The following is a 22,204-nucleotide window of genomic DNA, read 5'->3' as shown; positions in this document are numbered from 1 at the left end:
CGCCTGGCCACTACAAAGTGATCAGGCGCTTTTTATAAGCTTGATAGCTGGAATTACATTTTTTTCGTGGTGTCTTTAACAGTAGTGTCCATTACAGCTGAATCTTTAGCCGCAGTGTCCATAGTAGACATTGTAGAATCTGTTGTAGTAGTTGTAGAATCAGTAGTTTCTGTTTTTTTCTCAGAGCTACAAGCTGCAACTGATAAAGAGATCGCGAAGGCTAAAAAGCCAAATTTGAATACGTTTTTCATATTAATTCTTTTTTTTGATACAAGTTTTGTCTACAGCTTAATACAGGGAATTAGAAAAGGTAACCCATTAAAATCAAAGAAAAATCGATTAAGCAAAAATCTTTGCTGTTTAGTTTACTGAATTGGAAAATAGATGTTTCTACGTAAAAAGTTGCTCAGATCGGCAGAGACTCAGCCCGGCGCTTTGATAATTTAGCTGCGTAGTAATACTTTATAATAAATATACGTAGATCTACGCATATTATTCCCGTTTTCAATAGATATATTTGCTTTGTACAACAATCTAATTTAAAGGACCTGATCACATGAAAGACATTCAAACACTTAAATTTTACTGGTTAAAATACGAAGTAAGTGATATCAGGGAGATGATTAACAATTCTCCCGGTATAGATAATTTTGTATTTACTTATTATTTCCCGAACACGGCTGATGAAGATAAGCCGATACAATTGATCGCGTATGCACATATGGATAGTAAAGATCCTGTGGAAGCGCGTTACAGCGATTATTACGATACGCTGGAGGTCTATAACAGCAATGCACTGGAAGCAGGCGGGCCTTTGATGATGAGCAATAATATCCTCTCCCTGAATAGTATGCAGGCCCTGATCAACAGCATGGGGCCAAATGGCGACAAACCTGAATTTCTGGTCTTTGTACCCAACGTAAATAACTCGGGCCATGTTTATTATGATATTGTGGCTTATACCAGACGTGGCGGCGAAGAAAGCCCATTGCCGGGAAATGGTTCTATTATAGATACCACCAATCCGTCACCACCAGCCACATTGCAGGAACAGTCTGCCGTTGCTTAATGCTGAAAATCTTTCAGATGATCATCGACTGGTCTGAAGTATGGTCATTGCTCATCCCTCTGACTATATTGCTGACAAAAAAACAACCGGCTGTGCTGAAGCCGGTTGTTTTTTATGTTTGGATTGCCCTGTTAATTAACCTGGCAACTGATCTTACCTGGAAATTCAGGCACCTGCTGACGGAGACGCAGAATTCAAATAATTATCTCTATAACATTCACTCCATCATTCGTTTTCTATTGTTTAGCTTATTCTTTATAAGGCTTAATCAGCCATTTCTCGTCCATATCAAGAAACTCATTCCGGTTTTCTTTATTCTTTTCGTCCTTATCAATTTCTGGTTTTTTGAGAGTTTTTTTGATTACTGGAAGTTCAGCAGCAGGCTTTTATCTGTGGAGGCTATTTTACTGTTGTTCTATTGTCTGCAGTATTACCTTTTTAAAATTAATGACAACGTGGAGGTCAAAATTTTTAATGCCGACTTCTGGATCGTTACGGGCCTGGGTATCTACGTGACCTTTAACTTCTTTATTTTTCTTTTATATAATGAATTAACTGTCAGGCTGCAATATTTTGCCATCAGCCTATGGAGCTTTCATAATATATCGTTTGTGATTTTCAATGTGTTTATAGCGAAAGGGCTTTATGATTCCGACAAATAACAATTTTACACTTTTACTCGTAGTAGGCATTGCAGCAATGCTGATGCTGTTTATCAGCATTCTGCTTATCTTTATCTTCACGCAGCGCAAAAAGCTGCAGTACCAGAATGCGCTTCAGGCCCTGCGCGACGAACAAAAGGATCAGCTGATCGAAGCAGCAGTACGCAGCGAGGAAATTGAAAGGCACCGTATTGCCGGAGAGCTGCATGACGATGTGGGGACTTACCTTTCCTCTGCAAAACTGCATTTCCACAGTGTCAAAATCGAAGAATATGATATGTCCAGCAGGTATTTACACGAGAAAGGGAAGGAGCTGCTCGATGAGGCCATACAAAAGGTGCGGGAAATTTCCCATAGCCTGCATTCCAGTATCCTGCAGGAGTTCGGGCTCAATGAAGCGATTGAACATTTTGCCGGTTCCATCAGCCACGAATCAGTAATACGGATGACCACAGATCTTGATCACAGCTACCCTCAGCATGCCACTCAGAACGACATCAGCATCTACAGGATGTTACAGGAGTTTATCAATAACATTGTCAAACATGCCAGTGCAAATAAAGTGCATATCAAGTCGGTCTACCTGATCAAATCACTGACGCTGACCATCTCACACAATGGCTTTGGCCTTACACAGGAACATTATGAAGAATTACAATTCCGTAAGCAGGGGCTTGGCTTAAAAAACATTCAGAACAGGGTGATTTTACTTAAAGGTAGCCTTAAATTTTATTTCAATAATGACGGTTATTATATTGATATTTATGTTCCTACAACCGATGGATAACAATGGAAAAAATAAAAATTGCCATAGCCGACGACTACGCTATATTCAGAGATGGGATCAAAGCCGGCCTCAACCGTGACAAGAACCTTGAAGTGATGCTGGAGGCCGGTAACGGCGAAGAGCTGCTCAGTGAACTGGATAAAAAGCAGCCGGATGTAATTCTTATGGACCTGAAAATGCCGGTCATGGACGGCATGGAAGCCACCAGGCAGATCAGGAGAAAGTATGAACACATCAGGATCCTCGCTGTAACGATGTATGATGATGACAAGTTTATCATCCATTTAATGGAGAACGGTGCAAATGGTTACCTGCTGAAAAATGCAGACGCCAAGGAGATCCGGAAAGCCATTTATGCGGTTCATGAAAACGGTTACTATTTTAACGATATCGTAAACAATGCACTCTTAAAAAAACTGGTGATCAAAGGTAATTTTAAACCCTCCTTCAACCAGGATGTCTTGTTTTCAGAACGGGAGCTGGATGTGATCAAAATGATATGTAATGAAAAAACAGCCGCTGAAATTGGCTCGGAATTGTTTTTAAGCCCGCGCTCTGTGGAAGGCATCAGGCAGCGCCTGATTGAGAAGATAGGCGTACGCAATACCGCCGGGCTGGTCATGTTTGCCGTGAAGAGCGGCATCATATAAGTGTAACGAGAATTAATATATTGATAATGCTATAGTAACCCGATGAAGTAAGGCAAGTCTTAATTTTGTATTTACTCCTATGAGGTTTCTTCGTATCATTTTAAGTATCATTTTATATGTGGTTCTGCTTTTTGCCACACAGGCAGGATATGCTCAATTCACTGCGCCTACTGACGGTAATTTTGATAGCCTGCATCACCTCGCCATAAAGAACTATAGCATTAATGATGGCCTGCCTTCTAAAAATACCACCTGCACCATTAAGGACAGGAACGGGTTTTTGTGGATAGGAACTCAAAACGGCCTCTGCAAATTTGATGGTTATCAGTTCAAGACCTTTATAAAAATTCCGGGTGACAGCAGCAGTTTAACAAACAATTATATTAACGTGATCACCGAGGATAAAAAGGGCCGTATCTGGGTGGGCACCTTGGATGGCCTCAATTTATTTGATCCGCTTACCGGGAAATTTAAACGTTTTTATCACCGGGACCAAGTTCCGGGTTCGCTGAGTAATAACAAAATCTGGGCATTGCTGGCCGATAAAAATAACAATATCTGGATAGGCACAGATGATGGTTTCAACAGATTTTTGGAGAAAGAGCAGCGCTTTGAAATTTTTCAACCCAATTCCTCAAACCCAAATGCGATAAAGGGGCAATCAGTTAATGCGATAGTTGAAGACCAGGCCAATAACCTATGGCTGGGTTGCTGGGCGGGGGGGCTCAGCAAGTTTGATAAGGGTACTAAAAAGTTTGTGAATTTTCCGCAGCCCCATGTTGCTGATGAAAAAAATCCTAATGATATATGGAGCCTGTGTATGGCAGAGGACGGCAATATCTGGGTAGGCACGTATTGGAAGGGCTTATTCAAATTTGATGTAAGCAGTAAAAAATTTATAGCTTATGCTGCTCCAGACAAAGGAAGATACAGTGTTTTTAAAATTCTGGATATCGGGAACCATCTTATGGTGCTGGGCTGTAATGATAACTTTTACTGGTTTAATTCATTGGATAATAGATGGCAGCGAATTCCTGAGCTCAAAAGTTTTGATCGTGGCGGTTTGTTTCTTGATGAAAACGCGATCATTTGGATTTGCTCCATGGAAGGACTTACCAAGATTGACAGGCAGCAATATAAATTTAAGTTTTTGCCTTTTAAGCAAGAAAAGCGATGGATTAAAAGTGTTTTATATAAAGATCATGCTGCCTGGCTGGCTACCGATAGTGGCCTGACGGTTGTCCCGCTGGGCCATGGAGTGTCACATTCATTCCTGCACTCCTATAACCGGCAAAGTATCAGTAACAATGCGGTTAACAGGCTGTATCTGGATTCGCAGCATAAATTGTGGGACGTGACAGAACGCGGATTTGACGAATACGATGAGCGTTACGGTAAATTTATCCGTCATACACATCATTCCGGCCTGGGCGGCTTATTTAATGAAGATGTTTTCTGGGATATCTTAGAAATAAAACCTGGCGAATACGGGCTGGCTACAGACGCCGGTTTTAAGATATACCACCGTGATAGTGAAACCTTTACCCATTATTTTAATCAAAAAAGGAAACCCTATTCCTTGAGTAACAATCAGGTATACTGCCTGGCGAAAGATGGCAATACCATTTGGATGGGCACTGGCGGGGGCGGATTAAACCGGTTTGACTGTTCGTCGCGGCGTTTTTATAATTATGTGGCCAATGATAACGTGCGCGGCAGTATGAGCAATAATTATGTTCATCAGGTTTTTATAGACAGCCGTAAGGACGTTTGGGTGTGTACGCAGGACGGCTTAAATAAATATAACAGAAAGTCAGATTCCTTTCAGGTCTATTCAAAAGCAAATGGTTTTGCCAGCAACGTGTTTAAGCAAATGGTGGAGGATAAGATAGGAAACCTGTGGATCATAACTGAAACCGGACTTTCCTGTCTGAACCCCAGGACAATGCAGATTGCCAATTTTGACGAAGGTGATGGGATACTGGCCAATGCGGTAATCTGTAAAACCGATATGGGGCAGATTTTACTTGCCGGCAATAAAGGCCTGGTTTTTTTTGATCCGCTCTCTATTAAATATAATAAGACACCACCGCCTGTGTATTTTTCGAGCCTGCAAATATTTAATAAGCCCGTTGAGCCGAATGAAACCGCTGCGCTTAGGGTACCGGTTCAGAATGCCAGGGAGATTGTGTTGAACTACAGTCAGAGTGTTTTCTCCATAGAATATGTTGCGCTCAATTATACCCACACGGAAAAAAACAGGTACGCCTATATGTTGGAAGGTTTCGATCAGAACTGGAACTATGTGGGCGGGCAGCGCAAAGCCACATATACCAATTTAAGTCCGGGTACCTATACTTTTCGGGTTAAGGCATCGAATAACGATGGAGTATGGAATAAAACAGGAAAGTCGCTCACCATTGTCATCAGGGTTCCCTGGTATCTGAGCTGCTGGGCTTATATGATTTACGCATTGGTTGCAGGAGCAGTAGTTTACGGATGCATTGTTTACAACAACCGGCATGACCGGCTGCAGTTTGAGATCAGGCTGACCAAAATTGAAGCGGAGAAAGAAAAGGAACTTCATGAAAAAAAACTGAGCTACTTCACGCATATTTCCCATGAGTTCAGAACGCCGTTAACTTTGATCATTAGTCCGCTGGAGGAAATATTACTTCATGGTGGCAGTCCTATAGATCAGCAAAAATTAAATACAATTAACCGGAATGCCCGGAGATTACTGAGCCTTGTTGATCAATTGTTATTGTTCAGGAAATCAGAAGCGGGCGGAGATGAATTGAAACTGGCGAAAATTAATATTGTTGATCTCAGTCGTGAAGTTTCATTATGCTTCAGGTATCAGGCCAGCCGGGCCAGCATCGACTTTGAATATGTATGCCATGATGATGATATAGAAATTATTGCCGACCAGGAAAAGATTGAGATTGTATTATTCAATTTACTGTCAAATGCATTTAAATTTACACCATCGGGCGGACGGATAGTGATGTCGGTGTGCCGTTCTGCAGATCGGGTATGGATTGAGGTCCGCGATAGTGGCTGCGGTATTCCGTCCAGGGCGGGCGATAAACTGTATCGTAAATACTACCAGGAATATCAGCCGGATACTTCATCAAAGGCTGGACTGGGCATCGGTCTTTACCTGGTTAAAAATTACACTGAACAACATGGCGGGGAGGTCAGCTATGATAGCAAACCCGGAAACGGGACGGTTTTTAAACTGGACCTGCCGGTAGGGCATGGGCATTTTAACCCGGATACCGTTAAAACAGACCATCTCCAGCGCTCCGTTCTTTTTAATGAGCTGATGGAAGACAGGGCCGTAATGGAATCAGCGCCGGTTCCAAATGTTCCTGCACCGGGCGATACAGATATCACCAGCGATTTCAAATCCATGCTGATCGTTGAAGATAACAGCGAAATCAGGGCCTATATTAAGCAGGTATTTATTGCAGACCATCTGGTGTATGAGGCAGATAATGGCCTGAGCGGCCTGAAGATGGTGGCGGAACTGATGCCGGATATCATCATCAGTGATGTAATGATGCCTGGGATTAGCGGCGTTGAACTGTGTACCCGTATTAAAGAAGATCCTAATCTTTGCCATATTCCGGTTATTTTGCTGACAGCTATTACCTCGCCCGAAATTAAGCTGAAGGGAATTGAAGGCGGGGCTGACGATTATATCAGTAAGCCATTTGAAAAGGATATGCTGATTGCGCGTGTAAAAGGATTATTAAAAACGCGGAACAACCTGCAGCAGTATTTTTTTAATGAGATTACCCTCAAACCAAATGATCTCAAAATTTCGCAGGAGTATAAGGAATTCCTTGAAAAATGTATCAGCATAGTGGAGCAGCACCTGGGCGACCGAGATTTCAGTATCAAGGTTCTCGCTGCCGGAGTTTGCATGAGCCATTCCAATGTTTACCGCAAAATAAAGTCCATCTCCGGGCAATCGGCAAATAGCTTCATCCGTTTTATCCGCCTTAGAAAAGCGGCCGAGTTATTTTTAACTACCGATAGTACGGTTGCTGAAACTGCCTACAAAGTGGGTATTAATGACCTTAAGCATTTCCGGCAGCAGTTCAGCAAACTATTCGGCTTAAACCCTTCGGAGTTTATCAAGAAATACCGGAAGCCATTTCATAACGACCAGAGGGTCAAGGTTAGTGTCTTTAAAAAAGCGGAACGTGTCCTGGTTTAGTACACCAGTCTGAAAGGGTTGGTTTGGCTTTTTTGCTTGTTTTGCCCCGGTCAGTTGCAAGGTTTGCCCCCCAGCCATCTCCAAAAATTGCTTCAATTTCGTAGTGCCGATTACGAGTGAACATGGAATCACAATTCAGCATTTATCCCGAACAACTAAAAAGTTATTAAAAATTATGGAATCAAATTTACTTAGAATGTATGCTTCGCAGAGGAAAAAAAATCCTGCAAGGTTAAGCTTGCTCGCAGGGGCGGCACTGGCCTGTTACCTTTTTTGCGCGATGCCGGTCCCGGTTTTTGCTGCAGACAAAACTTCAACAGCATTGGTCAGCACCCGCGTGAGCGGTAGTGTAACGGATGAAAAAGGCGCTCCTCTTCCGGGTGTAACTATCTTCCTGAAAGGCACCACAACAGGTGCCATTTCAGATAAGGATGGTAATTTTTCGCTGAACATACCAGATGGAGCCACAGGTACATTGGTATTCACGTTTATCGGTTATCAGAGTCAGGAAATTGCCTTATCCGGGCGCAGCAGCATTAAGGTCATCATGCAGGAAGATGCCAACAAACTTAATGACGTGGTGATCGTAGGTTATGGTTCGCAGAAAAAAGCAACCCTAACCGGTTCAGTCTCGGTGGTTAAAGGCAGTGATCTGGTTAAAAGCCCTCAGCCCAACGTTTCCAACTCATTTTCGGGCCGTATTTCGGGGGTGGTTGCCAACAACGTATCTGGCGAACCTGGGGCCGACGGATCAAATATTCTAATCCGCGGTATGGCTACAACAGGCAGTAACGCTGTATTAGTTGTTGTAGACGGCGTACCCGGACAGATTGGAGGTTTAGAACGGCTGGACCCGAATGACATTGAAAGCGTTTCGGTCTTAAAAGACGCCTCAGCTGCGATTTATGGCAACAGAGCGGCAAACGGTGTAATTTTAATTACCACCAAACGCGGTAAAACGGGTAAAGCGTCAGTATCCTATAGTTTTAACCAGGGATTCAGTTCGCCTACGCGCTTACCTAAACTGGCAGATGCGGCCACTTACGCAAAGCTTGTCAATGATATTAATTATTACAACAACCCCGGCGGCGGCCTGAGCCAGGTGTACGATGCTGAACAGATTCAAAAATTCAGAGACGGAACAGACCCGCTTAATTTCCCCAGTACCGATTGGGAGAAAACGACGCTTGAAAGTTACGCACTGCAAAATCAGCATAACCTGAGCGTTAGCGGCGGATCAGAAGATGTCAAATATTTTACGTCGGTTGGTACCATTTATCAGGACGGTATTTATAAAAACGGCGCTTCCAAATATCATCAGTACAACTTCAGGTCAAATATAGATGCGACGATCACACAGCGGTTTAAAGTAGGTTTGTCCCTATCCGGCCGTGAGGAAGACCGCGAATCCCCAACCACCTTAGCGGCGGACATCTTCCGTTCCATTTACCGGTCGTACCCTACAGCTGCAGCGTTTTATCCAAATGGATTACCCACCACCGGTATCGATCAGGCAAACCCGGCACTTACGGCCACAAGTATTGGCGGTATCAACAGAAACCCGACTCAAACTTTTAACGGTATCCTGAAGGCCAGTTATGATATTCAGGAGATACAGGGCCTTTCAGTGGATGGCTTTTTCTCTGCAGACAAATCGAACAGTTTCTCAAAAGCATTTTATACTCCTTATACGGTATATACCCTTAATAAATCAACAGGAATTTATGCTCCAAGTGTGCAGGGCGGATTAAGCGGTACTGCATATTTATATGAATCACAGTTAAATCAGTCGCAGATTACATCTAACATCAAACTAAATTTTGTACGGCAGTTTGACAAACATAACGTGAATGCCTTTGTGGGATACGAGCAAAGCAAGAACACCTATGATTTTTTCTTTGCCAGGCGCAACAACTTCCTGACCACTACAACGCCTGAGCTGTCTCAGGGTGGAACAGCAGCGAACAACGCAACCAATGGCGGCAGCAGCAGCAATAACAATGCAACCTCACCCGCATATAATTACAACCGCCGGAGTGTGATCAGCAGGCTTGCTTATAATTATGATGAAAAATACCTGTTAGAAGGACAATTGCGTGCGGACGGTTCATCGCTTTTTGCGCCAGGTCATCAATGGGGGTATTTTCCTTCAGTTTCTGCTGGTTACCGGATCTCTAAAGAAAACTGGTTTAAGAACAGCATCAGTTTTATAGATGATCTGAAGATACGTGCATCTTATGGTGTATTGGGTGATGATATTATCGGCGCCTATCAGTATTTCGACAACTACTCGTCCAACAACACAGTGGTATTCGACAATGGTTCGGGAGCATCCGTTCAGCCGGGTTTTGCACTGACAAAAATTGCCAATCCAAATATCACCTGGGAAACAGCAAAGAAAACAGATATCGGTATCAACGCGGTATTCCTGAAAAACTTTACGCTTGAGGCAATCTACTTCCGCCAGGTGAGGTCAGATATTCTGGCTTACCGTAACGGATCGCTGCCCGGTACTTCGGGAATTGTAAACCCGATTACCGGAAATCCGCTGGTACCGGCAGAAAACATCGGCAAGATCAATAACAATGGTTTCGAAGCTACGCTGGATTACAATCACCGGGGAGTGTTCTCATGGGGCGCCGGTGCAAACTTTACCTATGCCAAAAGCAAGGTCGTTTATGTAGATGAGGCAGCTGGTACATTGCCGTACCAGAGGAGAACAGGCGGGCCCCTAAATACAAGCTTATTGTATGATGCAACAGGGATTTACAGAACCCAGGCCCAGATTGATAATACCCCGCACGTTACAGGTGCTATGGTAGGTGACCTGATCTATAAAGATTATAACCAGGATGGGCAAATTACAGCGGCCGACCAGATCCGGACTAAATATGGTAACATTCCGCAGATCGTTTACGGGCTTAACCTGAATGCGGGCTATAAAAACTTTGATTTATCAGTACTATTTGCAGGCCAGGCACAGGTAAGCCAATATGTTCTCCCGGAATCCGGAACCATAGGCAACTTCTACAGTTCATGGGCGGATAATGCAACAAGTCCTTCTAACCCCAACGGGTCTTACCCAAGGGTGTCAGACCGTGCGTCTACTGCGGTAAGCGGAGGTTTGTACAACAGCACCTTCTGGCTGAATGATGCCTCATTCGTCAGGCTTAAAAATGTGCAGTTCGGCTACACCTTTCCGGCCAAAACGCTGGACCGCATACATATTTCCGGCTTAAGGTTATATGCAAGTGCATTTAACCTGTTTACCATTACCAAAGTAAAGGATTACGATCCTGAAGGAATCAGTGCAACCGGACAGTTTTATCCGGAACAAAAAATTATCAATATAGGTGCCAATATTAAATTTTAAAACCATGAAGAATATTAGTTATATCACAGGCGCTGTGATGCTCCTTATCGCATCATTTACATCCTGTAAAAAAGATTTCCTTACATTATCCCCAACTGACAGGGTTACTGACAATTCAATTACTACTGATACCGCCGTGTTCGAAGCCTACGTAATTAACGGATACGTCGGCGCAATTTTACAAACAAAAGAAGGGAGTTACTCTCCACCGGGTTTTGGGCGTGGTTTTGAATATGCCATGTGGAGTTCTGTTACTGATGAATCTGTCTATACCGGTAATGATGGATCATGGGTGTTACAGCAAGGCCAGTTATCAGCTGATAACACCGGGATTGCAGGCACATTCTGGGGGCGTAGCTATCGCAGTATCCGTGAGTGTAATTATGCATTAAGCGTCATTAATGGTTTGCCGTTGAATGCTGCACACAAAGCGCGGTTAATTGGCGAACTGGAATTTATCAGGGCTTTCAGATACCAGGATCTCATCCGTAACTACGGTGGTGTGGTACTGATTGGCGATAACGTAACCGGCTTAAACAGTAACCTGCAGGACCCGGCCCTTTTCAAACGTGCCACCATCGCAGAATCTATCAGTTACGCCGTTGCACAGCTGGATGATGCTGCGGCCAAACTTCCTGTAAATAACAGTTCATCATGGGCATTGGGGAGGGCAACAAAAGGAGCAGCTCTTGCCTTAAAATCGAGGTTGTTATTGTACGCTGCGAGTCCGTTATACAATGCAGGTACCTGGGAAGCTGCCGCCGCAGCTGCTAAAGCGGTGATGGATATGGGAAAATATAATATTGATCAGGGTGGTTATTCAAAACTGTTTTTGAATCCGAACAGCACTGAAATTATATTTGAGCGCCTCTACTTCTCAAATACCGCTATACATTTGCCGATAGAGCGGGCCAATGGCCCGAATGGATATGACGGATGGGGTGGTAATGCACCATTACAAAACCTGGTGGATGCCTATCCGATGGCCAATGGTAAACCGATCACCGATCCGACTTCAGGCTACGATCCCCAGAACCCTTATGTAAACCGGGACCCAAGATTTTACGCTACGATATTATACAATAAGGCCGCCTACAGGGGCAGCACGGTGGATGTTTATTTGCCGGGAGGGAAAGACAGCAACCAGGGGCCATCAAACTGGAACACCGGTTTAACGGGTTATTACCTCCGCAAGTTTATGAACGATAACTACCCGATTGTTAATCCGGCAGGTGTTGCCGGGGCACAACCCTGGATCTATTTCAGATACGCGGAGATACTGTTGAATTATGCTGAAGCCCAAAACGAGGCAGCCGGACCGGATCAAAGCGTTTACCAGGCGATCAATACCGTAAGGTCGCGCGCCTCGGTGGTGATGCCTCCGCTGTCTGGTTTGTCTAAAAGCGCTATGCAAGCGGCCATACAAAATGAAAGGCAAATCGAGCTTGCCTTTGAAGAGCATCGTTTTTATGATGTAAGGCGCTGGAAAATTGCATCGCAGACCGAAAATGTACCAGCATACGGTATGTCGGCCACTGTAAACAGTGCTAACCCATCCGGTTACACCTATGCCAGAAAAGTGGCATTGACAGGTCGCGTATTTAAAGAATCAGAATACTGGCTGCCCATTCCATTGACGGAAATACAGGCATCAAACGGCCAGCTAAAACAGAATGCAGGATATTAATCCAGAGCATATTTAAAAAAAAGCCTGTTAACTGTTTTCAGTTAACAGGCTTTTCAGTTGATTATAAAGTAGCCATGTCAATGACAAACCTGTAACGGACATCACCTTTTTCCATCCGCTCGTAAGCAGTATGAATGTCTTTCATGTCGATCATTTCGATATCTGAAACGATGCCATGTTCTGCGCAGTAATCAAGCATTTCCTGAGTTTCGGCAATACCACCTATGCTGGAACCTCCGACACTTTTCCTGCCGGCCAAAAGACTGAATGCAGCTATCTGTGCAGGTTCTGGTGGCACTCCCACACAAATCAGCTTACCATCAGTAGCCAGTAAAGACAGGTACATGTTGAAATCATGTTCAGCAGAAACCGTGTCCAGTATAAAATCAAATGTGCCCATGGCAGCTTCGATTTGTGCTTTATCACTGGTCACTACAAAATGATGTGCACCTAACTGTTTTGCATTTTCTTCTTTTTTAGGAGAGGTACTGAGCACGGTTACTTCAGCGCCGAAAGCAACACCGAATTTAACAGCCATATGGCCCAGTCCGCCTAATCCTAAAACGGCAAGTTTATGCCCTTTACCCACTTTCCAGTGTCTCAGTGGCGAATAGGTTGTAATACCAGCACACAGTAAAGGTGCTACTGCTGCCAGGTTTAATTTTTCTGATACATGTAACACAAATTCTTCTCTGACTACGATGGTATTGGAATAGCCACCATACGTTGGCGTTTTACCATCGCGTTCCAGTCCGTTATACGTTTGCGTATTGCCTTCAAGGCAGTATTGTTCAAGATCCTTTTTACAGTTTGTGCAAATCTGGCAGGAGTCTACCATACAGCCAGTACCGGCAAGGTCTCCGACTTTGAATTTTTTTACATGGTCGCCCACGGCAACAACACGGCCAACGATCTCGTGTCCGGGTACCATTGGAAAGATGCCCTCAAACCAATCATTCTTCATCTGGTGTAAATCTGAATGGCAAACGCCGCAGAATAAAATGTCAAACTGTACATCATGCGGACCTACCTCGCGACGCTCGAAGGACCAGGGTGCTAAATCTTCGCCTGCACTTTGTGCGGCATATCCTTTTGTCTCTATCATTATCAATTCATTTAGTTAAGTTGATATAAAGATAGGTTACTTGTCTGAACGTTGAACTGTGAAATTCAAATCATTCATTACAATATTCAAATATCTGCATTGTTTAACTGATAGCCATTGCGCTTTTGCAGACACACGGCAGAGTGAAACACCATATTGCGTATTAAATGCGTATTTTCCTCCTGATTACAGGTGTTTATCGCGAAAACAAGTTTTGAAATGAGGGGTTTTTAAGTTGAAAACTATCTTACCTGATAAACTTCAGGTGTTGCACAACACATTGGTGCAACGTAATCTTTAGTTACAGCGATCCCTTTATGAAAAAACTACTTATTATCCTTGCATTTGCCGGAGTGGTATTTGCCGGTTGTGATTTGGATGAAAATTACCGCGACTTGAAAAAGGAGTCTGAAAGTGAAAGCTCTGATAGTGGGGCGGTACTGAAAGACAGCACCCAGCGTAAGGGCGAAGTGTTACCAGAAGATAAGCCTAAGCGAAAAAGACGGCAGTACCTGTTTCATAAAGAATCTAAACGGGTGGATACATCACTCGCTTAGATTCCTTGCCGATTGACCTCTTGCTGATCATTCAGCTTATTTTTCTCGCCTTTTTAAATTCACTGGGCGACAAACCGTATCTGGCCTTAAAAATTAAGCCCGGCTAATGAGCGGACTGTATAAGAAGGCATTTAAAGGCCCAAGCAGCCGCCCGTCTGGTAAAGCCAGCCTGAAACCTACTTTCTCTGACCAGATGATCAGGTTATCCTGAAAATGCTGATGAAGTTTTCTCTGTTCGGAAGTAAGTTCATGCGGGTATAACAACGGGAGTCTGCCATCATCAAATAGCTCATCCGGAACAATTTTGTTTTGATTTTCCATCGTTTTGATAAAATTAGTAGGATGAGTTTATTTGTGTTGGTCTGCAAAAATTGCAAGTCCCTGCTTTAGAACGTCAGTAGCGTCAGTAGAACCCTCTAAAGGAATTAATTTGCGGGTCTTGATCTTCCAGCCATCCTCCATACGCACCAGAGACCACCGATTTGCTAATACCCGGTGAATTCGGTATCCCTTTGAGAAGCCGTGGTTGGGAAGTTCACGTTCTTCACCTTTAATGTCGGGTGTGAGGATTTGCAAATAGGAGGTAACGAACGCCTGATCTCCCTGAAGCTCAATCAAAGGAAGGCCGGTAAAATGTGCCAATCCACCTGCAATAGCCTGTTTATGCTCCGGTTTTTGTAAAAAACCAGCTATTGCCTCCCTACCTTTTGCTCCTGGCAGAGGCCCGCGGTCAAAAACGCTGTCTTCCATATAAACCTGACGTGCATAATAGTCTGCTCCGGTATCGGCGCTCAACGGATGACCTGCGATCAGGCTATAAATTTCCAGGCGGTCTTCAATATTTCTTAACCGTTCTTCGAGTGTTTTATTTTCTTTTTTGTTTGCCATAACTAAATTTTTAATATAACTGTAGATGCGTATCAGCATCATTGATTAGCAGTACAAAGTTAAATCGAAAATATAACCGGGGCATTATAACTTTCAGTCAATTTAATATAACATTCAGAGATTATCACTGATAGAACTTGGCGTTACCTGCGTGTTTTTACGGAAGAAGTTGGTAAAATAGGCAGGTTCTTCAAATCCAAAGGCGTAGGCAATCTGATTGATGCTCCAGTCCTCATGTTGAAGTAAAGTATAAGCCTCTTTAACGATCCTTAATGTGATATGTTGGGTTGATTCCTGAATAAGCGGCTTAAAATCAAATGGCTGGATAAAGGTTGACGTAAAAATGCAAAACCAGCCTTTCTGTTCCAGGGAATCAGGTTCCCATGAATAAGGAATTAAAGGGCTGGAGAGCAGGAGTGCCGGTTTATCAATAACAATCCATTTATTGGCATAATGAAGTTTGCCCTTGCTTAGAATTAGGGAAACCTTGTAAAAATCTCTTCTGTTAAAAGGAGTGTTTTTACCTGATTGCCTTCTTTCAAAAACGTTAAAATGTCCGGGACCTGCATTGTCCGCTGGCAGGCGGTTAGCATTGGCAAATGGTAACCGCTCATAATATTGCTTTAGTGTTTCTGTATTTCCATAGATCCAGGCTTAATATCCAATTGGTCGTTTCCAGCCTGGTTGTGCCGGAGGAGAATAATTCCTGATCACTGACCTTAATCAAATATATGCCAATTACTACAATATCGTCTTCTTTTTTAAGGCTTGCTTAAGACATATGAAATGAATCACATAAATATTTCCGTTATAATACTTTTCCTCATAGCAGATTAATATAATATTAAATCAAAAGGAGGGTCGGATTTTAATTTATTAATTTATGCAGCATTTTATTTTTTCAAATGTCTAATTGTAATATAGAATAAATTAAATGAGGAAACTACTGCTCTTATTATTTTTTGCAATACCACTATTTTGTTCTTCACAGGTCAATAATGATATTTTGATTGGTAAAAGTTATAAAACTAACTCTAAAGAACTGGGCGAAGAGAGGTCATTTTTTGTACATGTTCCTAAAAGTGCTTCCGACAGACTATATGAAAAGCAGAAATACCCAGTTATCTACTTACTGGACGGAGAGGAACACTTTGAGGGACTCACTGCAATGGTAGAAAATATGGGTTCACTGAGAGTGTTTCAAGAGTGTATTATTGTTGCTATACCAAATGTTGACCGCATCCGGGATTTTACCCCCACCCATATCAATTCAGGAATTTTTTTAGACAGCATTTCTGCTAAACCTAGCGGCGGTGGTGAAAAATTTACCGATTTTTTGCAAAAGGAACTTATTCCGGAAATTGAATCTAAATATTCAACCGCACCTTACCGTATGTTAATCGGGCACTCTTTAGGCGGCCTCTTTGTTATAAATACTCTGCTCAAACATACTGAATTATTTAATTCTTATATATCGATAGATCCGGCTTTATGGTATGATAATTCTAAGCTTGTAAAAGAAGCAGGCGATATATTAAAAGATAAGAAGTTTGATGATAAAAGTTTATTTATCTCAATCGCAAACGGCTTCAAGAAAAAGGTTGATACAACCGAGATCAGAAAACACAAATCACCGTATAGTGATGCAGTCCTTGCAATGCCTATTCTAACATGCACTTTACAAAAAAATAATAACAAAAAATTTCATTGGGAAATTAAATCTTACGAGAGAGAGGGACACAATACATCCCCGTTCATCAGTGAATACGATGGACTCCAATATATTTTTCGGGACTATAACTTTCTATCTGTGGATAATTATGATCTATTTAACACCGCTGTTAAAGGTAAAGCCATTCTTGACACGCTAGTGCTTGGTTATAAAAAAATATCAGATTCTATGGGCTATAAAGTAGTTCCTTCTGAAAGAATTATTAATAATATGGGGTATGCTTTTCTACGTTCAAACAAACTGGAATCCGCATATCTTTTTTTTCAATTTAATGAACAGAATTATCCCAATAGTTTTAACGTATACGATGCATGGGGTGATTATTATTTAGCGTCAGGAGACAATAAAGCGGCTAAGAAATATTTCAGTAAAGCCTTAACAATTTTAGATTATGCGCCTACTGCAGTCAAAATTAAAGCGTTAAACTGAATCTAATATATTAATTCTGTTTTACATCTAAGTAATAAGTTATTTTTCGGAATACACATGATAAGTTCTACTAGTTGCTTGTTATAAATTGTCCAAGATGAAATTATCCGCTCACCATCTATGTGTTGATAATAATTGAATTGATTCCATTTATTTTGGTCATAAACAATGGTTGGTAAAAGCTCAAATTGTCCACGAATAAGTGTCAAAATGTTTGATCATACAACCGGTTCATTACCAGTTAAATATAATCAATTCGGTGAGTCTTTTCAATTTCTCAATTTACTCACCGAATATCTCACTCACAGGATGAGAAACTATGCGAATTTTGAGAACCTCTAAAATGCAAAAAGCCTGCTATCTTACGATTTGCAGGCTTTTTGTTGGTTTTAATACCCTATCTGCGGAGAGTGGGGGATTCGAACCCGCGGACCCTTTGACAAGTCAACAGTTTTCAAGACTGCCGCAATCGACCACTCTGCCAACTCTCCGCCGCGAAAGTACAAATAAAGTTGATCCGGGCAAACTATCCTCTGGAACTATCTTTTAATTGCCTCATTATGAATCTGATTTTTTTATTTTTTGATAAACTTAAAGGCTGCAGAGTTCATACAGTATCTCAAACCACCTTTATCCCTCGGTCCGTCATCGAATACATGTCCTAAATGCAACCCCGTTTTGGCTTCCACAACTTCATCTCTGGACATGCCAAATGAACTATCGTGTATCACAGCAATAGCCTTACTGTTGATCGGCTTGGTAAAACTTGGCCATCCTGTTCCGGAATCATATTTATCTTCTGAACTGAACAGTGGTTCACCTGTTGCGGCACTCACATAAATACCTTTCTCAGGGTTATTATAATAAGGGTTCTGATATGCCCTCTCTGTCCCTCTTCTCACCATAATATCAAATGCAATTGGACTCAGTACTTTCTTCCATTCTGCATCAGATTTCGTAATTTCATATTTCGTTTGCTTATTTTGTTTTGGCTGCTGTCCGCAAGCTGTTAGAAACAACATTAATATTGCGGTCATACCTATCATCTGTTTCATAAGAATATTATAATTTGATATAATAAAGCAAATTGCGTTCCTAAGGATTGAACGCTGGTCATAGGATTGTATTATTATTCATTATGAAGCATTGTAATGTTTGAATTTTGCAATTATTGGTTTGATTATCGTAATTGGAATTGATACAGGCAAGGTAGATTTGTTTAAGTAAAATTTTCTTAAATTCATTATATGGAAAAGACGCAAACGCTCGAGCACTTCTACAAGCATAAATTTAACAGTGTGCCACAGTCATTACAAGAAGGCGTAGGGCACTTTAACGTGTTCCGTATAGAAGATTGTTTTGGCCCGAATGCAAAGCCCGTATCGTACAGTAGAAGGGATTTCTACAAGGTTAGCCTGGTTCGCGGAAAGTACTTGTACCATTATGCAGACAAAAGTTTAGCTATAGAAGGAACAACCCTGATCTTTTTTAATCCCAACGTTCCTTACACCGTACAGTCACTTTCAGATAACAATACCGGCTTCTTTTGCATTTTCACCGAGTCATTTTTCATTGAAAAAATTCGCGGAAGCCTGAGTGAGCTGCCTATGTTCACCCATGGGGGGAAGCCAGCGTACTATTTAGATGAAAAACAGGAAAGGCATGTTTCAGATATCTTTATTAAAATGCTAGAGGAAATTGAATCTGATTATGTTTTCAAGTACGACCTGCTGCGTAATTACGTGACGGAAATCACCCACTATGCCCTGAAATCGGAGCCTACGGAAAGCCTGTATCAGCATCCTGATGCAAAATCCCGCATTACTTCCGTTTTTACTGAACTGCTGGAACGCCAATTTCCTATTGAAACGCCTTCACAGCGTTTTTCAATGCGATCTGCCAAGGATTTCGCGGAGAAACTTGCTGTGCACGTTAATCACCTCAACAGGTCTGTTAAAGAGACTACAGGAAAGACAACGACTGATATTATCGCACAGCGCTTACTGTCGGAAGCAAAGTCTCTTCTGAGACATACAGACTGGAACATTTCTGAGATTGGCTACTGCCTAGGCTTCGAAGAAGCAGCACATTTTAATAACTTTTTCAAAAAACAGACAGCATATACTCCAGGTTCCTTCAGGAATGTTTGAATTTAGTAATAATGTGCTTGATAATTGTAATCTAAAAGTACCCTGGATGAGGTAATTTTGATATATATATGAATAACATGGATTCAAAATCAAAAGTTTGGTATGTGACCGGTGCCTCTAACGGACTGGGATTAAGCTTAGTTAAACAATTACTTGCTGGAGGGTATAGGGTGGCCGCCACCTCCATGAATTTAGCGGATCTGGAATGTGCAGTAGGTGAGGCCAATTCAAATTTTCTGCCGATGGTTGTGGATCTTACTAAAGAGGACAGCGTGAGCGCTTCCCTGCAAACTGCCGTAGATACATTTGGCAAAATTGACGTTGTTGTAAACAATGAAGATCACGGACAGATCGGCAGTCTGGAAGAGCTGAGCGACAAAGAGGCAAGGGCTACCTTCGAAATCAATGTTTTTGCTATGATCAATGTCATCAGGAATTCAATGCCCCATTTTCGGAAACAACAGTCAGGACACATTTTCAATATTTCCTCAATAGGAGGGTTCAGCGGAGGTTATCCCGGATTTAGTATTTATTGTGCCACCAAATTCGCTGTAATTGGCGTTTCTGAATCGCTCGCAATGGAAGCTAAACCATTTGGAATAGACGTCACTGTTGTACTGCCTGATTATTTCAGGTCAAATCTTCTTAGTTACGGCCCGTTGAGTGTTGCTGAACGCCAGATCCCGGAATATGACATTGTGCGTGATGTACAACAGGCCTATCTGCAGGCAAAAGATTCCATTCAGGACGCAGGTCCAGAAAAAACTGCCGGGGTGATTATCGATGTTGCCGAATCAGGAGATTCTCCTTTACATTTATTCCTGGGCAAAGAAGCATATGAAATCGCTGATCAAAAGGTGCTGGAAGTAAAAAAAGATATGTGTCTTTGGAAAAGTATTGCTGCCCACTCAGACTTAGCTGTTAACGGTTAGCTTAAGGAAACGACAGCGCAGGGGACTGATGAGTTCCACCAGGATTGCATTTAATATGCGGATAACAACAATGTCTGTAGGACCAAGAGTCTGTATGGCATAAAAATTAGTACATGGAAAGTGCTAAAAAAGGGACATCCGAGGACTCAAATGCAACATTTTCTAAATATTTAAAATTTAATTGAGAATTTATTTGTATCCAGTCTTAATAATGCTAATATTTGTATTATAATCATAATTGTTAATGCAAAACGTAATAACCGCAGCACCATCAGTTGAATTTGTAGAAGTATTTCAAACCCTAAGGGGTTCTGTTTTTCAGTCTGACAAAGAAAATTGCTGGTATATTGATTTTGTAGGTAAACTTGCACGTTTTGATTACAGAAGTATTATGAAGCTCAGGAAAGCGATCTATGCTATTGACATAGAGGCCCTTTTGCTGAACTCCGAAATCAGTCCGGATCTTGAAATCGTATTCATCTGTGCATGTGATCACTGTTATGTTTTAACCCTGCTGGAGATCATAGACTTTAAACAATTACTGGAAGGAACGTTCGTGATGCTGGAGCTCAACCGTATCATACATGACAGGGTTTACCGCCTAAGTATCTGACCTTCTTTAGATTTAGAATCTTTCCATATTTCTATTTAATGCTACAAAGTTGATTTTAAGCACTATTTTTGTATCAGTCAAATCGACAAAGACATAAATACAAATATATGAAAGACATCACTCGCGTTCAATGTTTGCTCTCAACTGAGATCGAATCATTGTTAAATCAACAAATAAAAAAAGAAGCTCAATCTGCATCAGCTTATCTTGCAATGGCATCTTGGTGTGATAGTAACGGATTTGATTTCTCGTCTGACTATTTCTTCAAACAATCTGAAGAAGAAAGACAGCATCAGCTTAAAATTTTTAAATACGTTCTGGATATGGGCGGTTCAGCTATATCACCAGAAGTAACCAATATACAAACTGAGTTTAACTCTTTCAGAGAAGTTTTTGAAGAAGCTTTGGAGGCCGAGATCAGTGTAACACAGTCGCTAAAAAATATCGCGGCCAACTGCTATAAAGAGCAGGACTATGTAACTATCGAATTCTTAAACTGGTTTTTCAAAGAACAACGTGAAGAAGAATACAAAGCAAGACGTGCGCTTGAATTGTTTGACGTGATCGGCGAAGCAGGAACCGGAAGATGGGAAATTGACAAACACGTTAACGATATAAAATACGATAGCGAAGGTTAAGCTTAGCTGTTATTCCGGAAAACCGTTCAGTAATTGGACGGTTTTTTTTTGTTCCATGATCTCCCCGTCTGAAACTGCTTCTGCGATCATCGCATCATTTAACCTGTGAACCTCTCATCCGGTTGGTTAAATAAATGTATCAATTGAGTTATATATACCTTTTTGAAACTAAAAATTGAATATCATTGTTATATATACATATAGATTTTTTAATCATTTAAAGGAGATACTCAATATGGGACTATTTGATATATTTAAGCAGAAAAAGGAAACCGATCCACTGGACAGTGTCACTGAGGAGATGATAGCTGAAACTGAGGATATGGAACTCGATGTGCTTATGGAAAAAGCCATACAGGAGCCTGCCTATAAGTCGGCATTTTACAGTCGGGTACTAACAGACGAAATTATAGTTATCTCAGTAAACGTTAACGTTTCTGAAGGTTATCAATACCTGGAGGTTGGTACAAGCGTTGAGATTTATTCACTTCCTGATGGAAGTATCCCGCTGTTTACAAGCATCGACAGGATCTTTGATAACGGTATCGTAACAGACGATGTCGAGTTCTTAAAAATGAGCGGGGCAGACCTGTTTAGCGTTGCCCTGGGTGAAACATTTATTGTTAATCCGTACTCAGAATACAAAAATAAAATATCAGCTTCGGTAGCTGAACGTCTGCTGGATGGAAGGATGTAGATAGGAA

20 protein-coding genes and 1 tRNA gene are annotated in these 22,204 nt (G+C 41.8%); 14 read left to right on the top strand and 7 right to left on the bottom strand.

Annotated elements, in window-relative coordinates; translation table 11 throughout:
* Positions 1-53: 53 nt before the first annotated feature.
* Positions 54-251: a hypothetical protein gene (locus BLW16_RS18735; protein ID WP_090559396.1), complete on the bottom strand. Its 198-nt coding sequence runs from the start codon at positions 249-251 to the stop codon at positions 54-56.
* Positions 252-556: 305 nt separating this feature from the next.
* Here BLW16_RS18735 and BLW16_RS18730 point away from each other — a divergent pair, with 305 nt between their 5' ends.
* The 7 genes from BLW16_RS18730 (at position 557) to BLW16_RS18700 (ending at position 12,456) form a co-directional block, all read left to right on the top strand.
* Positions 557-1,069, top strand: a complete 513-nt coding sequence (locus tag BLW16_RS18730) for a hypothetical protein (protein WP_090559395.1) — start codon at positions 557-559, stop codon at positions 1,067-1,069.
* Positions 1,069-1,731: a hypothetical protein gene (locus BLW16_RS18725; RefSeq protein ID WP_090559393.1), complete on the top strand. Its 663-nt coding sequence runs from the start codon at positions 1,069-1,071 to the stop codon at positions 1,729-1,731. The genes BLW16_RS18730 and BLW16_RS18725 overlap by 1 nt, the downstream gene beginning before the upstream one ends.
* Positions 1,715-2,518, top strand: a complete 804-nt coding sequence (locus BLW16_RS18720; protein ID WP_090559391.1) for a sensor histidine kinase — start codon at positions 1,715-1,717, stop codon at positions 2,516-2,518. The genes BLW16_RS18725 and BLW16_RS18720 overlap by 17 nt, the downstream gene beginning before the upstream one ends.
* A gap of 2 nt (positions 2,519-2,520) precedes the next feature.
* A complete protein-coding gene (locus BLW16_RS18715) occupies positions 2,521-3,168 on the top strand; it encodes a response regulator transcription factor (RefSeq protein ID WP_090559390.1) in 648 nt (215 codons plus the stop codon).
* A gap of 79 nt (positions 3,169-3,247) precedes the next feature.
* Positions 3,248-7,396, top strand: coding sequence for a hybrid sensor histidine kinase/response regulator transcription factor (locus BLW16_RS18710; RefSeq protein WP_090559388.1), 4,149 nt, complete (start codon positions 3,248-3,250; stop codon positions 7,394-7,396).
* Positions 7,397-7,571: 175 nt separating this feature from the next.
* On the top strand, positions 7,572-10,769 hold the full coding sequence (locus BLW16_RS18705) for a SusC/RagA family TonB-linked outer membrane protein (protein WP_090559387.1): 3,198 nt from the start codon (positions 7,572-7,574) through the stop codon (positions 10,767-10,769).
* A gap of 4 nt (positions 10,770-10,773) precedes the next feature.
* Positions 10,774-12,456, top strand: a complete 1,683-nt coding sequence (locus BLW16_RS18700; RefSeq protein WP_090559385.1) for a RagB/SusD family nutrient uptake outer membrane protein — start codon at positions 10,774-10,776, stop codon at positions 12,454-12,456.
* 61 nt (positions 12,457-12,517) lie between these two features.
* On the opposite strand, the gene BLW16_RS18695 is transcribed toward BLW16_RS18700, so the two are convergent.
* Positions 12,518-13,561, bottom strand: a complete 1,044-nt coding sequence (locus BLW16_RS18695; RefSeq protein WP_090559383.1) for an NAD(P)-dependent alcohol dehydrogenase — start codon at positions 13,559-13,561, stop codon at positions 12,518-12,520.
* Between the two features lie 317 nt (positions 13,562-13,878).
* Between BLW16_RS18695 and BLW16_RS18690 the strand changes: the two genes are divergently transcribed.
* Positions 13,879-14,118 (top strand): hypothetical protein, encoded by a 240-nt coding sequence (locus tag BLW16_RS18690; RefSeq protein ID WP_090559381.1) that lies wholly within the window; start codon positions 13,879-13,881, stop codon positions 14,116-14,118.
* A gap of 93 nt (positions 14,119-14,211) precedes the next feature.
* On the opposite strand, the gene BLW16_RS18685 is transcribed toward BLW16_RS18690, so the two are convergent.
* The 3 genes from BLW16_RS18685 to BLW16_RS23770 all read right to left on the bottom strand — a co-directional run bounded on the left by BLW16_RS18685 (position 14,212) and on the right by BLW16_RS23770 (position 15,285).
* The gene (locus tag BLW16_RS18685; protein WP_090559379.1) at positions 14,212-14,439 is read right to left on the bottom strand and encodes a hypothetical protein; all 228 of its coding nucleotides are present in this window, start codon (positions 14,437-14,439) and stop codon (positions 14,212-14,214) included.
* 27 nt (positions 14,440-14,466) lie between these two features.
* The gene (locus tag BLW16_RS18680; RefSeq protein ID WP_090559484.1) at positions 14,467-15,006 is read right to left on the bottom strand and encodes a nuclear transport factor 2 family protein; all 540 of its coding nucleotides are present in this window, start codon (positions 15,004-15,006) and stop codon (positions 14,467-14,469) included.
* A gap of 114 nt (positions 15,007-15,120) precedes the next feature.
* Positions 15,121-15,285 carry a helix-turn-helix domain-containing protein gene (locus BLW16_RS23770; protein ID WP_262497166.1) on the bottom strand — a complete coding sequence of 55 codons (165 nt, stop codon included), beginning with the start codon at positions 15,283-15,285 and terminating at the stop codon, positions 15,121-15,123.
* Positions 15,286-15,940: 655 nt separating this feature from the next.
* Here BLW16_RS23770 and BLW16_RS18670 point away from each other — a divergent pair.
* Entirely contained in the window at positions 15,941-17,167 is a 1,227-nt protein-coding gene (locus tag BLW16_RS18670) for an alpha/beta hydrolase-fold protein (protein ID WP_090559377.1), read from the top strand.
* 404 nt (positions 17,168-17,571) lie between these two features.
* On the opposite strand, the gene BLW16_RS18665 is transcribed toward BLW16_RS18670, so the two are convergent.
* Positions 17,572-17,658: transfer RNA gene (locus BLW16_RS18665), tRNA-Ser, on the bottom strand.
* A gap of 84 nt (positions 17,659-17,742) precedes the next feature.
* Complete coding sequence (msrB, locus tag BLW16_RS18660; RefSeq protein WP_090559375.1) at positions 17,743-18,222, bottom strand: peptide-methionine (R)-S-oxide reductase MsrB; 480 nt, start codon at positions 18,220-18,222, stop codon at positions 17,743-17,745.
* Positions 18,223-18,414: 192 nt separating this feature from the next.
* Between msrB and BLW16_RS18655 the strand changes: the two genes are divergently transcribed.
* The 5 genes from BLW16_RS18655 (at position 18,415) to BLW16_RS18635 (ending at position 22,197) form a co-directional block, all read left to right on the top strand.
* Entirely contained in the window at positions 18,415-19,317 is a 903-nt protein-coding gene (locus BLW16_RS18655; protein ID WP_090559374.1) for a helix-turn-helix domain-containing protein, read from the top strand.
* Between the two features lie 77 nt (positions 19,318-19,394).
* On the top strand, positions 19,395-20,249 hold the full coding sequence (locus BLW16_RS18650; protein WP_090559482.1) for an SDR family NAD(P)-dependent oxidoreductase: 855 nt from the start codon (positions 19,395-19,397) through the stop codon (positions 20,247-20,249).
* 244 nt (positions 20,250-20,493) lie between these two features.
* On the top strand, positions 20,494-20,862 hold the full coding sequence (locus BLW16_RS18645; RefSeq protein ID WP_090559373.1) for a hypothetical protein: 369 nt from the start codon (positions 20,494-20,496) through the stop codon (positions 20,860-20,862).
* Between the two features lie 107 nt (positions 20,863-20,969).
* Positions 20,970-21,500 carry a ferritin gene (locus tag BLW16_RS18640; protein ID WP_090559371.1) on the top strand — a complete coding sequence of 177 codons (531 nt, stop codon included), beginning with the start codon at positions 20,970-20,972 and terminating at the stop codon, positions 21,498-21,500.
* 235 nt (positions 21,501-21,735) lie between these two features.
* Positions 21,736-22,197, top strand: a complete 462-nt coding sequence (locus tag BLW16_RS18635) for an SseB family protein (RefSeq protein WP_090559370.1) — start codon at positions 21,736-21,738, stop codon at positions 22,195-22,197.
* Positions 22,198-22,204: the final 7 nt, after the last annotated feature.

The sequence above is a fragment of the Pedobacter hartonius genome, from assembly GCF_900107535.1.
Lineage (GTDB): Bacteria > Bacteroidota > Bacteroidia > Sphingobacteriales > Sphingobacteriaceae > Pedobacter > Pedobacter hartonius.
The sequence above is the reverse complement of the archived record's forward strand: the minus strand, read 5'-3'. Positions and strand labels throughout refer to the sequence as shown.